The 12,365-nt window shown below is 70.9% G+C and carries 12 protein-coding genes and 1 pseudogene; 7 read left to right on the forward strand and 6 right to left on the reverse strand.

Annotated features, from left to right (window positions below; translation table 11 throughout):
• Nucleotides 1-38: 38 nt before the first annotated feature.
• From VS93_RS20735 to VS93_RS20755, 5 genes are all read right to left on the reverse strand, one after another.
• Entirely contained in the window at nucleotides 39-1,721 is a 1,683-nt protein-coding gene (locus tag VS93_RS20735) for a dihydroxy-acid dehydratase domain-containing protein (protein WP_046471564.1), read from the reverse strand.
• Nucleotides 1,722-1,785: 64 nt separating this feature from the next.
• Complete coding sequence (locus VS93_RS20740) at nucleotides 1,786-2,580, reverse strand: ABC transporter permease (protein ID WP_046471565.1); 795 nt, start codon at nucleotides 2,578-2,580, stop codon at nucleotides 1,786-1,788.
• 2 nt (nucleotides 2,581-2,582) lie between these two features.
• A complete protein-coding gene (locus VS93_RS20745; protein WP_046471566.1) occupies nucleotides 2,583-3,389 on the reverse strand; it encodes an ABC transporter ATP-binding protein in 807 nt (268 codons plus the stop codon).
• 65 nt (nucleotides 3,390-3,454) lie between these two features.
• Nucleotides 3,455-4,522: an ABC transporter substrate-binding protein gene (locus VS93_RS20750; protein ID WP_201776710.1), complete on the reverse strand. Its 1,068-nt coding sequence runs from the start codon at nucleotides 4,520-4,522 to the stop codon at nucleotides 3,455-3,457.
• A 184-nt stretch (nucleotides 4,523-4,706) separates the two neighbouring features.
• The gene (locus tag VS93_RS20755; protein ID WP_046471576.1) at nucleotides 4,707-5,501 is read right to left on the reverse strand and encodes an IclR family transcriptional regulator; all 795 of its coding nucleotides are present in this window, start codon (nucleotides 5,499-5,501) and stop codon (nucleotides 4,707-4,709) included.
• Between the two features lie 380 nt (nucleotides 5,502-5,881).
• On the opposite strand from VS93_RS20755, the gene dctP reads away from it, so the two are divergent.
• The 7 genes from dctP to VS93_RS20790 all read left to right on the forward strand — a co-directional run bounded on the left by dctP (nucleotide 5,882) and on the right by VS93_RS20790 (nucleotide 11,496).
• Complete coding sequence (gene dctP / locus VS93_RS20760) at nucleotides 5,882-6,943, forward strand: TRAP transporter substrate-binding protein DctP (RefSeq protein WP_046471568.1); 1,062 nt, start codon at nucleotides 5,882-5,884, stop codon at nucleotides 6,941-6,943.
• A 62-nt stretch (nucleotides 6,944-7,005) separates the two neighbouring features.
• Nucleotides 7,006-7,563, forward strand: a complete 558-nt coding sequence (locus VS93_RS20765; RefSeq protein WP_046471569.1) for a TRAP transporter small permease subunit — start codon at nucleotides 7,006-7,008, stop codon at nucleotides 7,561-7,563.
• Nucleotides 7,560-8,948 carry a TRAP transporter large permease gene (locus VS93_RS20770; RefSeq protein ID WP_046471570.1) on the forward strand — a complete coding sequence of 463 codons (1,389 nt, stop codon included), beginning with the start codon at nucleotides 7,560-7,562 and terminating at the stop codon, nucleotides 8,946-8,948. The genes VS93_RS20765 and VS93_RS20770 overlap by 4 nt, the downstream gene beginning before the upstream one ends.
• A 97-nt stretch (nucleotides 8,949-9,045) precedes the next feature.
• Complete coding sequence (locus VS93_RS20775) at nucleotides 9,046-9,369, forward strand: TMEM175 family protein (protein WP_156184952.1); 324 nt, start codon at nucleotides 9,046-9,048, stop codon at nucleotides 9,367-9,369.
• A gap of 89 nt (nucleotides 9,370-9,458) precedes the next feature.
• On the forward strand, nucleotides 9,459-9,734 hold the full coding sequence (locus VS93_RS20780) for a hypothetical protein (RefSeq protein ID WP_156184953.1): 276 nt from the start codon (nucleotides 9,459-9,461) through the stop codon (nucleotides 9,732-9,734).
• A gap of 279 nt (nucleotides 9,735-10,013) precedes the next feature.
• Nucleotides 10,014-10,715 (forward strand): ABC transporter ATP-binding protein, encoded by a 702-nt coding sequence (locus VS93_RS20785; RefSeq protein WP_046471573.1) that lies wholly within the window; start codon nucleotides 10,014-10,016, stop codon nucleotides 10,713-10,715.
• Nucleotides 10,708-11,496: an ABC transporter permease gene (locus VS93_RS20790; RefSeq protein ID WP_046471574.1), complete on the forward strand. Its 789-nt coding sequence runs from the start codon at nucleotides 10,708-10,710 to the stop codon at nucleotides 11,494-11,496. Before VS93_RS20785 ends, VS93_RS20790 begins: the two co-directional genes overlap by 8 nt.
• Before the next feature lie 33 nt (nucleotides 11,497-11,529).
• On the opposite strand, the pseudogene VS93_RS20795 reads toward VS93_RS20790, so the two are convergent.
• Nucleotides 11,530-12,342, reverse strand: a pseudogene (locus VS93_RS20795) (zinc-binding alcohol dehydrogenase family protein); the annotation flags it as partial.
• Between the last annotated feature and the right edge of the window lie 23 nt (nucleotides 12,343-12,365).

A 12,365-nucleotide genomic window follows, 5' to 3' on the forward strand; every position in this document is an offset into this window, starting at 1 on the left:
TGCTGACTGTGCTTCGCTTCGGGCGTTGGCGCCCCGCGTCACCGCCCGCGCAGGGTCGCGCCCTTGGGGAGGGGCTCGGCGGAGCGGGCGTACAGCGACAGCCACCCCGCCGGTCGGCCCCCGGGGGTGCCGGTGCCGCGCCGGTCCTGTGACCGGCGGCGGTCCAGTTCTTCGGCGTCCACGAGCAGGTCCACCCGCCGGTCGGGAAGGCGGATGTCGATCTCGTCGCCGTCGCGCAGCAGCCGCAGTGGGCCGTCGTCGGCCGCTTCGGGGGACACCTCGCCGACGACGATGCCCTGGTTCACCAGCCCGGAGAGCTGCCCGTCGGTGACGACGGCGACATGGCCGGCCAGGCCGGCGCCGTCCAGGGCGAAGACCACGCTGGAGGCCATCCCCATGCCGGGGTTGCCGAGGCGCCCGAGCCCGCGCAGCACCAGGACCTCTCCGCGGCGGACGCGGCCGGCCTCGACCGTCTCGATGGCGGCGGCGGGATCCTCGAAGACCCGCGCGGGGCCGCGGAAGTCCGGCGTCCGGCGCTCGGTGACCGAGAGCTTGACGATCGCGGTGTCGGGGGCCAGCGAACCGCGCACGACGAGGACGGTCGGGTGGTCGCCGCGCGGGTGCTCCACCGCCCGGATGGTCTGCCCGTCGTGGACCTCGGCGCCGAGGAGCTCCTCGCTGACGGTGCGCCCGGTCACGGTCAGCGCGCCGGTGTGCAGATACTCCCGCAGCCGGTGCAGGACGGCGCGTGCGCCGCCGGCGTCCTCGAACATCTCGATCGAGTCCGGGCCGTTGGGCCGGACCGCGGCCAGCGGGCGGACCGTCTTCGCGTACTCCTCGAACAGCCGGTAGACGTCGATGTCGGTCTCGGCCTCCCGGGCGACGGCCTGCAGGTGCTTCACCGTGTTGATGGAGGCGCTGACCGCGAGCATGGCCATCACCGCGTTGGCGAAGGCGCCGGCGGTCAGGACGCGGCGCGGCCGGAGGTCCCGGGCGATCGCGTCGAGGATCGTCGCGCCCGCCGCGTCCGCGGCGGCCCACATCCGCTCGCTGTTGGCCCGCACCGGTGTCGACCCGGGCCGCGCCATCCCGAGCGCCTCCGCGGCGATGTGCATCGAGTTCGCGGTGCCCATGCCGGTGCACACCCCCGGGCCCCGGATGGCGCGCGAGCTGAGGTAGCACAGGCCCTCGAAGGTGGTCCGCCCGGACGCGAGGTGCCCCGCCTGGACGAAGACCTCCTCGATGTCGGCGGGCTCCCCGCCGTCCGCGGTTCCGGACCTCTGGTACCCGCACGAGACGACGAGGGTGGGGACGTCGATCCGAGCGGCGGCCATGAGCTGGCCGGGCGTCGTCTTGTCGCAGGAGCTCAGGCAGACCATCCCGTCCAGGAGCGCACCGTCGACCACGGCCTCGATGTCGTTGGCGAGCAGGTCCCTGCTGGAGAGGACGTAGCCGCCGCGCCCTCCGGCGCTCATGATGAAGTCCGTGGGGGCGACGGTCCGGATCTCGAAGGCGACCCCGCCCGCCTGCTCGACGGAGCGCTTGACGGCGGCGGCCACCGGGTCGAGGTGGCTGAAGCAGGGCGCGAGACCGGAGGAGGAGTTCACCACGGCGACCTTCGGCTTGTCGAGGTCGCCGTCGGTGAGGCCGAGCGCCTTCCACTGGGTGCGCCGGGTGGCCCAGCGGGGGCTGCCGACGGGCAGGTCGCTGCGCAGGTTCATGCGGTCACCACTTCCGTCGTGGGCGGGGGAGGGGCCGGGGCGCCCCTTTTCGGACCGGCGGGGCTCACGTGACGCCGTTCTGGCTGTACACCGACTCGTGCCAGGGGATGACCAGCCGTTTCAGGCCGTTGATCGCGAAGTACAGGAGCAGCCCGAGCGAGGCGAGCAGGACGATCACCGCGAACAGTTGCGGGCCGTCGAGCTGGTTGAGGGAGACGACGACGAGGTAGCCCAACCCCTCACTGCCGCCGAGGTACTCCCCGACGATGGTGCCGATGATGGCGAAGACGATGCCGACCTCCATGCCGGTGAACACGTAGGGCAGCGTGCTCTTGAACTCCAGGTGCCGGAACGTGTTCCAGCGGCTCGCCGTGAGGCTGCGCATGACGTCGCGCTGGCCCGGGTCCACCGAGCGCACCCCGAGCAGGACGTTGAGCATGATGGGGAAGAAGGCCAGCATGGCCGCCATGATGATCTTGGAGGTGAGTCCGAAGCCGAACCAGATCACGAACAGCGGGATCAGGGCGACCTTCGGCACCACCTGGGCCGCGATGATCATGGGGCGCAGGGCGCGTTCCAGCAGGGCGGACTTGCCCAGTGCGACACCGGTCGCGACACCGAGGACGACCGCGGCGAGGAAGCCCGTGATCGCTTCTGTGGCGGTGATGGCCGCGTGGTGCCAGGTCTCGGGGTCCTGCACGAGGGCGACCAGGCTGACCAGCACGGTCCCCGGGGACGGCAGGACGAACTCGGAGACGCCGAAGGCGCGGATGAACAGCTCCCACGCCACCACCAGGAGCACGATGACGACCGGTGTGCTGAACCACGGCAGCAGTTTCACGAACCTGTCCTGACCCATCCTCACCCCTCCTCGTCCAATGCGTGCCGCAGCTCCCGCACGATCCGCTGGAACTCCGGTTCGCTCTGCGCGTCCCGGTCCCGCGGCCGGGGGATGTCGACGCCGCGCACCTGGCGGATGCGTCCCGGGCGGGGCGACAGGTGCACGACACGGTCGGACAGGAACACCGCCTCGGTGATGTCGTGCGTGACGAAGACGACGGTCGCCTCGGTGGTCTGCGCGATCCGCTGCAGTTCGAGGTTCATCCGCTCCCGGGTCATCGCGTCCAGCGCGCCGAAGGGCTCGTCCATGAGAAGCACCTTGGGCTGGTAGCTCAGTGCCCTGGCGATGGCGACCCGCTGGCGCATGCCGCCGGACAGCTCCCGGGGGTAGGAGCGCTCGAACCCGCCCAACCCCACCAGCTCGGCCAGTTCGGCTGCCCTGGCGTGCCTGCGCGCCCTGTCGGTGCCGCGCAGTGTCAGCGGGAGGGCGATGTTGTCGAGCACCGTGTACCAGGGGAACAGGTTGGCGTCTTGGAAGACGACGCCGAACCGGCCGGCCACCTCGGAGTCGACCTTCTTTCCCCGCCACAGCGACCGGCCGCCGATGACGACCTCACCGGAGGTCGGGCCGGTTAGGCCGGCGATGACCCGCAGGAGGGTCGTCTTGCCGCACCCGGAGCGGCCGATGACGGAGACGAACTCGCGCCGGTCGATGCTGAGTTTGATGTCCGACAGGGCGTGCGTGCTGCCGCTGCGGGACCGGAACTCCTTGCCGATCCCGCGCAGCTCCAGTTCGGGAGTGCGTGTCGGGTCGTCGGTATCGGTCATATCTTTCCTCTCGCGGACGGGCCGGCGCACGACCGCGGGGCGGTGCCGCCGTCCGCTCCGGTGGTTCAGCTCTGCGGCACCAGGCCGTTGTCGATCCAGTCCTCGGGGGAGAGGCCCGGATCGACGAACCCGGTGGACGTGAGCTCCTCGTAGCCATCGATCCAGTCCTGATCGTCGGTGTGCAGGAGCGGGCGTTCGTTGTCGGCGGTCCAGGAGCTGACATACCGGCGCAGGCTCTCCTTGGCGACCGCGTCGTCGTCGAGGCTGGTGAAGGAGTAGGCGCTGCGCAGTTTCTCCAGCGTCTCGTCCAGCTCGTCGTCCGCGGCGATCTCCGCCATCGCGCCGTGCACGGCGGTGATGTAGCGCTGCAGCAGGTCCTGATCGCTCTCCAGCGCCTCGGGTGTGGTGACGTAGACCTGGGCGTCGGAGCTGATCATCGTTCCCGGATCGAACACCACGACGTCGTCCTGCTGCTCCTCCAGGATGATCGCGGTGTCGAGCCCGACGACGTAGCCGGCGACGCGCCCCTCCTGGACGAGCTCGAACGTGCCGGGGCTGAGGCCCACCACCTGGCGGTCGACCTCCTCGGGGTCGACTCCTCCGTTCATCAGCACCAGATCGAGGACGGTCTCGCTGGTGCCGCCCTCCGAGGGGATGCCCATCGTCTTGCCGACGAAGTCCTCCGGGGAGTTCAACGGCTCCCCGGCGGCGGAGATGAACCGGACCGAGGATCCGCGGATGACGGAACCGATGTTGATCATCTCCGCGTCGCGCTCGCCGGCGGAGATCATCAGCTCGATCTGCCCGAGCCGGGTCAAGAGCGCGCTGCCCGACATGAGCAGCTGGATGGCCTGCGGGGAGCCGCGGGTGGTCTCGAAGTCGACGGTGAGCCCCTGCTCCTCGAAATGGCCCGCCGCGTCGGCGAGCATCTCGGGAGCGAAGGTGAGGCTTTCCATGGGGAGGTAGCTCAGGAAGGTGATGGCGTCGCCCCCCGCCGGAGCTCTCGTGCCGGAAGCGCAGGAACTCAACAGCGGTGTGCTCGCCGCCGCGAGCGCGAAGGCCGAGCCACCCAGGAGGGACCGGCGGGTGAGACTGTGCCGGGGGGAATGCGCGCGGGGGTCGAAACGGGACACGGGTGCCTCCTCGGTTCGGGCGGTCATGCCCCGTGCGGGAGCTCGACGGCGGGCGGCGTCGACCGCCGCACCCTTCGGGGCATGAGGGGAGAGTTTCAACCGAGGAGAATCCGGGATAGCCGGGTTTTCACTTGTTGGAAACATATTCCGCGAACCGGTTCACGTGGCAGGACTCGGGAGCGGGTCAGCCCGCCCGGGAAACCGGCTGCGGAAGGGAGGAGCCGCGTGCGCTCGGGGCGCCGAGGGCGCGCGCGATGCCGCGCGTGGTGGTCCGGACCAGCTGGGACAGCAGCGGAAAATGCGCCTCCCGGTACGGCACGACGAGGGAGAGAGCCGCCGCGACCTGGTCGTCCGGCCCGTGGATGGCCGCCGCCACGGAGAGGAGGTCGGTGTTGATCTGGCGGTCGCTCACGGCGAAACCGGTCCGGCGCACATCAGCGAGTGCCTGACGCAGCCGCGCGGGTTCGCGGTAGGTGTAGGGGGTGAAGCTCCGCAGTGGACCGGCCAGGATGTTCTCCTGCAGCTCAACGGGAGCGTGGGCGAGCAGCACCAGCCCCACGGCGGTAGCGTGCAGCGCGTACCGGCCGCCGACCCTGGGGCGGGACGGAACGGCGTCGTGGCCGATGAGGCGTTCGACGAACACCACCTGGTCGCCTTCGCGGACAGCGAGATGCACGCTTTGGTGGGTGGTCTCGTAGAGGTCCTGCATGAAGGGCAGAGCCACCCGCCGGACCCCCGCGGCGCGCGGTGCCAGGCACGCGACCTCCCACAGCTTCAGCCCGATGCGGTAGCTGCCGTCCTCGGTCCGCTCCAGGGCGCCCCACCGTGTCAGCTCGGAGACGATGCGGAAGGTCGTGGAGAGCGGTACGTCGGCACGGCGGCTGAGTTCGGAGAGGTTGAGGGATTCGGCCTCGGCGCCGAAGGTGTCGAGGATCCGCAGGGCGCGCTCCAGCACGGACCGCCGGACTGTCGATACCACAGCTTTGACCTGCCTCTCCCCGGTCGACGAGATCGCAAGAAGCACCGCCGCACCATCATGCCCCTGGCCGACCAGGCGCGGGAAGGGGCGGACCGGCGCCGGCGCCATGGCGGACAGGGATCGTCGCTGATGGCAGTGGGGAGAGGGGGGTACCCGGCCGCGTCCCGGCGGGGCGGTCGACCGCGCCCGCCTTGTGGCACGGCGTATCCGGGCGCGTTCGCTGCGCTGTGCTCGGTCAATTCGACTTTAGGTGACCTTGACCACGTCTGCTCTGACGTGCTTACATCAATGGCCAACTGGATGAGCCAGTGATCCGCATCACCAACAGACTCAGGATCCCCGCTCGCCGATGGGGTCCTTTCTCGGAGAGGAGTCGCGGCATGGCGCGACAACGGTTCAAAACGTGCGTGCTGGGGCCGGGGGCGATACTCGCGGCCGGTGTGCTGATCAGCGGATGCGGGCTCGCGTCGGGGCCGGACTCCGACGGTGAGGTGACGCTGCGGCTCTCGCACCAATGGCCCGCCGCCGACGAGGGCGAGGGGGACTTCCGCGCCGTGCTGGCGGAGCGCTTCGCCGAGGAGGTCGGGGAGCGCACCAACGGCGAGGTCACGATCGACCTCCATCCGAACAACTCGCTGATCGAGGACCCGACCGAGCAGTACACCGCCATCAGGGAGGAGACGCTCGACATGTCGGTGTACCCCCTTGACTACGCCGCCGGCGACGTCCCCGAGTTCAGCATCACCTTGATGCCCGCGATGGTCCGCAACCACACCCAGGCGCAGAACTGGGAGGACGCCGAGATCGGCAAACGCGTTTCCGAGATCGCCGAGGAGAACGGCGTACACATCCTGACCTGGGTGTGGAACGCGGGTGCCATCGGAGCCAGCTCCGACGAGCCCATCCTCACCCCCGACGACGTGCCCTCGGGCAGCGTGACGCGCGCCGCCGGGCCCAAGGTGGAGGAGATGCTGGAGGACGTCGGCTTCGGCCTGGCGAGCATGCCCTCCTCGGAGATCTACAACGGGCTGCAGACCGGCACGCTGGACAGCGCCATCACCTCGACCTCCTCCTTCAGCTCGTACCGGTTGTACGAGCAGGTGGGCGCGTTCACCTCCCCGGCGGGCGGCAACACCTTCTGGTTCATGTTCGAGCCGCTCATCATCGGCACCGAGGCCTACAACCAGCTCACCGAGGAGCAGCAGCAGATCCTCGACGAGGTCGGGGCGGATCTCCAGGAGTTCGCCTACACCGCCTCGGAGGAGGACGACGAGCGGGTGCACGCGGAGTTCGAGGAGAACGGCGTCAACGTCGCCGAGATGAGCGACAGCGACTTCGAGGAGTGGCACGAGGAGTCCCAGCCGGCCTGGGAGGGCTTCGCCGACGAGGTCGAGGGCGGACAGGAGCTCATCGAACTGGCCGAGAATGTGCCGGCGGAGTAGGCCGGCCCGGACCGCGGGCCCGTCGCGCCGGAGGACCGCGCCGGCGCAGGACGAGGAGGACCGTGTCTAGATCCCGCTTCCTGCGCGGCATCGACCGGCTGTCCGAGGCCGCTGGACACGCCAGCGGCCTCCTCATCATCGTGTCGATGCTGGTGGTCTGCTACGGCGTCGCGCTGCGCTACGTGTTCGGAGCGTCGACGGTGTGGCAGACCGAACTGTCGATCTACCTGCTGATGTTCGCCGCCTTCGTCGGCGGCGCCTACGGCCTGCGCCACGGCGACCACGTGCGGATCACCCTCGTGGTGATGAAACTCCCGGGGCGGGTCCAGCTCGCCGTGCGGTTCCTCGCCGCGGTGCTGGGACTCGTCCTGGTCGCCACGATCGCCGTGGTGAGCGGCTTCATGTGGTGGGAGTCCGTGGAGTCCGGCGCGCGGTCGGGGACGGCGTGGAACCCGCCGCTCGCCTACCCCTATTTCATCGTGCCGCTGGGCATGGCGCTGATCGGGTTGCAGTACCTGGTCGTGGCCGCGGAGCTGTTCCGAGCGCTCATCGCTGGTGAGGCGGGCGGGCCAGCTCCGGACCAGCCCGACAACTCTGCGGAAGGAGGGCCGGGGCATTGAGCGGCCTACTGATCGGGGCCATCGTCGGCATCATCCTGCTGACGCTGCTGGCCCTTGGTGTTCCGGTCGCCTTCGCGCTCGGGCTCACCGCGCTACTCGCGATCGTTCTGTTCCTCACCCCGGCGCAGTTCGGCTTCTTCGGCAACTTCGTCTTCGACTCGCTGAACAGCTTCGCGCTGCTGGCCATCCCGCTGTTCATCCTGATGGGAGCGGTGTTCGGCCGGTCGAAGGCCAGTGAGGACCTGCTGGAGGCCGCGCACATCTGGTTCGGCCGGATACGCGGCGGGCTGGCGATGAGCGCCGTGGTCGCGTGCGCGATGTTCTCGGCGCTGACCGGGTCGAGCCCGGCCACCTCCGCCGCGATCGGCAAGATCGCGATCCCGGAGATGCTGCGCCGCGGCTATCCGAACGACATCGCGACCGGGGCGATCGTGGCCGGTGGGACCCTTGGCATCCTCATCCCGCCCAGCGTCACCCTGATCCTGTACGGCATCTCCACCGAGCAGTCGATCGGGCAGCTGTTCCTCGGCGGTGTCGCCCCCGGCATCCTGATCACCCTGCTGTTCTGCGTGTGGATCTTCGTCGCGCTGACGCTGAAGCGGGCCCGCGCCGGCGCCCCGGTGATCCCGGCCGCCGTCTCAGGCGGAAACGGCGGGCAGGAAACGGCGGAGGAGGCGCCCCGGCCGATCGCCGCCGCCGAGGAGTACCCGTGGAGCGCGCGGCTGCGGCAGCTTCTCAAGGTGTTCCCGTTCCTGGCGCTGATCGTGTGCGTGCTCGCCGCGCTGTACCTGGGGGTCGCCACCCCGAGCGAAGCCGCCGCGGTGGGCGCCCTGGCCGCGTTCCTCCTGGTCGCCGTGATCTACCGCTCCCTGAGCTGGCAGAAGATCCGCGACGTCGGGCTGGAGACGACGCGTACCAGCACCATGATCCTGATGATCGTGGCGTTCTCCGCGGTGCTCGGCCAGGTGCTCAGCTTCCTGGGTGTGCCCCAGGAGCTCGCCGAGGCCGTCGCCGGGCTCGACGTGAACCGCTGGATCATCTTCCTGGCGATGAACGCGATCTTCCTGGTCCTCGGGTTCTTCCTGCCCCCCGTGGCGATCATCCTGATCACCATGCCGGTGCTGTTCCCGATCGTCACCCAGCTCGGCTTCGACCCGATCTGGTTCGGCGTGGTGATGACCCTCAACATGGAGATGGGCCTGATCACCCCGCCCGTGGGGCTGAACCTGTACGTGGTCCAGGGGATCGTCCCGAAGGTGCCGCTGCGGGACATCCTGGTCGGGTCGCTGCCCTATGTCGGGGTGCTGGCGGTGGCCATCGTGCTCCTGTGCCTCTTCCCGGGCATCGTGACCTGGTTGCCGACCCAGATGTTAGGCGGCGGCTAGCCCCTTTGAGCCGGGGCCGCGGACGGGGGCCGCACCTGTGCCGTCCGCGGCCCCTTCCGGGGCACGCCCGCAGTGGATCCCGCTCCGCCGCAGGTGGGTGGGCTATCGTCGAGTTGTGGAGGACCCGGCTCCGGAGGAACGGCAACCACGCAGCACGGGCTGGCACGAGCGCGGCACCGACGAGTTCTCCCGGGTGCTGGCCTTCAGCGACGGCCTGTTCGCCATCGCCATGACACTGCTGGTGGTCGGGATCTCGCTTCCGGTGCTGCGGGTAGCCGGCGACGAGGCGGAGATGGTGCGGGCGCTGAACGACCTGGGGCCGCAGATCCTCAGCTTCGTCATCAGCTTCGCGGTCATCGGGCGGTACTGGTACGCGCACCACTCCTTCTTCGCGATGCTGCGCGCGGTCGACTCGGGCTGATCGCCATCAACCTCGTCTACCTGGCGTTCATCGCGTTCCTGCCGTTCCCGACCGGCCTGCTGGGCAGCTACTTCGAGAATCCCGTGTCGGTGGCGTTCTACGCGGTGATGGTGGGGTGCGTGAGCGGCCTGGAGGTGGTGCTGTTCCGGCACGCCCACCGGGTGGGCCTGCTGCGGCGCAGCATGCCCGACCGCGTGTACCGGTGGAGTGTCCTGATGTCGCTGATGCCGGTCGGGTTCTTCGCCGCCTCGGTGCCGGTGGCCTTCTTCAGCGTGAACCTCGCGGTGGCGGTGTGGTTCCTCTTCGTACCGGTGGAGGCCCTGCTGTCGCGCCGCAAACCGGCCGGCGCCGACGACTACTTCTGACCGCGCGGCCCGGACGCCGGGCCGGGCGGGGTCCCCGTGACACGGCGACGCCCGTTCCGCAGCCGATCTCCGGGATGTCGTCGTCGGAAGCGGGGGCCGGCAGCCGCACCGCCCACTGGACGCGCCCGGGAACGCGCGGACCGGCCACGGGCCGTGGCCAGCGGCCGCGCGCGGGCATAGCGCTGAGGACACGGGGCCTCCGGCGGACGGCGGCTGATCACCGTCCGACATCATGGGGAGGCATCACGGCGTGCGAAGACCCGCTCAGGGAGGCGGCCAGTGGACGAGCGGCGAGCGGAAGAGGACGCGTTCACCTTCGACGAGGTCGTGGTGGAGCTCGGCGGGCAGCGGGCGCTGGACGGCCTGTCGGCGCGCGTTCCCGCGCAGGGCGTGACAGCGCTGTTCGGCCCTTCCGGCTCTGGCAAGAGCACCCTGCTGCGGCTGTGCAACCGGTTGGAGGTGCCCACAGCGGGGCGGGTGCTCTTCTTCGGCGACGATGTTGCCGATCTGGATCCGCTGCGGCTGCGGCGCCGGGTGGGGATGGTCTTCCAGCGGCCCACCCCGTTCCCGGGAACGGTGCGGGACAACCTGCTGACCGCCGCACCCGCGGCCGGGCGCGCCGATCTGGAGCGGGCACTGGAGCGCTCCGCCCTGGAGGGGCCGTGGCTGGACCGGGACGCCACCGTCCTGTCCGGGGGCGAGGCCCAGCGGGTGTGCATGGCCCGCACCCTGGTGGCCGAGCCGGAGGTGCTCCTGCTGGACGAGCCCTCCTCGGCGCTGGACGAGGAGGCGACCGCGGTGCTGGAGCGGGCCGTGCGCGACCTCGCCCGGCAGGGCATCACCGCCGTCTGGGTGACGCACGATCCGGACCAGGTGCGCCGGGTCGCCGACCGGGTGCTGCGTATCGCCGGCGGCCGGTGCGTGAGCGAGCCCCCGTCCCCGGCGCCCGTGGACCAGGAGAAGGGAAGCCCCAATGGATGACCTGGTGACCCTTGGTGGGCTCGTGACCTCGATGGCACTGGTCGCGGTCGCCGCCGCGATCTCGCTGTGGCGCAGGCTGGGCCTGGAGCGCCAGATCGTGTGGGCCGCGGCCCGAGCGCTGACCCAGCTGCTGCTGGTCGGCGCGGCACTGACCCTGATCATCGATCCCGGCCAGCCGCTGGTCTGGTCCTGGCTGTGGGTGGCGGCGATGGTGCTCTACGCGGGCGACGTCGCCCGGCGGCGCGCGCCGGAGGTTCCCCGGATCATGCCGCTGGCGATCGCCGCGTTCGGCTGCGCGGCGGTGGTGACCCTGGGGGTGCTCTTCGGTACGGGGGTCTTCCCGCTGGAAGGGCGCACACTGGTTCCCATCGCGGGAATGATGGTCGGCAACTCGATGACCGCCACGGTGCTCGGGGCGCGCCGCCTGGTGGAGGAGCTGCGGGACAAGCGCGACGAGGTCGAGGCCCGGCTGGCGCTCGGCCAGCCGGGGCGGCGCGCGGCCGTTCCCTACGTGCGCTCCGCGCTGCGCTCGGCGCTGCTCCCGCAGATCGAGACCACGAAGGCCACCGGGCTGGTGTTCCTGCCGGGAGCGATGACGGGGCTGATCCTGGCCGGGGTTCCCCCGGTCCAGGCCGTGCTCGTCCAGGCCGTGGTGATGTTCCTGATCCTGGCCTCCGTCACGACGACCGCGGTCGTGGTGGCGCTGGGGCTGGTGCGGCGGCTGTTCACCGCCGACCACCGCCTGCTGGCGCTCCCTCGGCCGGCGGAGTCGGCGGCGTGAGCCCCGGCTCCCCGCCGCGCGGGGGAGCGGCCGTCAGCCCGCCGCCATGGTGAGGACCGCGGCGCCGTTCACCCTGTCGGCGGCGAGGTCGGCGAGAGCCTGGTCGGCCCGGTCGAAGGGGTAGGGCGTGACGGCCACGCGCGGCGGGTGACGCCGGGCGATGGCGAGCAGGGCGCGGCCGTCGGCGCGGGTGTTGGCGGTGACACTGCGCACGGTTCGTTCCTGGAACAGGTGCTCCTGGTAGTTCAGCGCGGGGATGTCGCTCAGGTGGATGCCGGCGATGGCGAGCGTGCCCCCGCGGTCCAGGGCGCGCAGAGCCGCCGGGACGAGTTCACCGGCCGGTGCGAACAGGATCGCGGAGTCGAGGGGTTCGGGCGGTTTCGCGTCGGCGGCGCCGGCGGAGGCGCAGCCCAGTTCGAGCGCGAGCTTCCGCGCGGCGGCCGAACGGGTCATGACGTGCACCACGGCACCTTGCGCGAGCGCGACCTGCGCGGTCAGGTGCGCCGAAGCGCCGAAGCCGTAGACGCCGAGCCGCCCGCCTTCGGGCGGCTCGGCGCGGCGCAGCGCCCGGTAGCCGATGATGCCGGCGCACAGCAGCGGGGCCAGGGGCGCGGCATCGGCGTCCTCGGGCAGCGGGTACACGTAGCGCTCGTCGGCGGTCAGGTACTCGGCGTACCCGCCGTTGGCGTCCCACCCGGTGTAGGTGGCGGCGGGGCAGAGGTTCTCCATGCCCCGCTGGCAGTATCGGCAGTGCCCGCACGTGGAGCGCAGCCAGGCGACCCCCACCCGCGCGCCCGCGGTGACCTCCCGCACCTCGGGACCGCGGTCGACGACGCGGCCGACGACCTCGTGGCCGGGGGGCGGTCAGC

The sequence above is a fragment of the Allosalinactinospora lopnorensis genome (assembly GCF_000981225.1).
Classification (GTDB): domain Bacteria; phylum Actinomycetota; class Actinomycetes; order Streptosporangiales; family Streptosporangiaceae; genus Allosalinactinospora; species Allosalinactinospora lopnorensis.

What these genes read in the sequence shown, in the direction of transcription:
- VS93_RS20735 (WP_046471564.1), bottom strand. Translation starts at nt 1,721, where the DNA reads ATGAACCTGCGCAGCGACCTGCCCGTCGGCAGCCCCCGCTGGGCCACC.
- VS93_RS20740 (WP_046471565.1), bottom strand. Translation starts at nt 2,580, where the DNA reads ATGGGTCAGGACAGGTTCGTGAAACTGCTGCCGTGGTTCAGCACACCG.
- VS93_RS20745 (WP_046471566.1), bottom strand. Translation starts at nt 3,389, where the DNA reads ATGACCGATACCGACGACCCGACACGCACTCCCGAACTGGAGCTGCGC.
- dctP (WP_046471568.1), top strand. Translation starts at nt 5,882, where the DNA reads ATGGCGCGACAACGGTTCAAAACGTGCGTGCTGGGGCCGGGGGCGATA.
- VS93_RS20790 (WP_046471574.1), top strand. Translation starts at nt 10,708, where the DNA reads ATGGATGACCTGGTGACCCTTGGTGGGCTCGTGACCTCGATGGCACTG.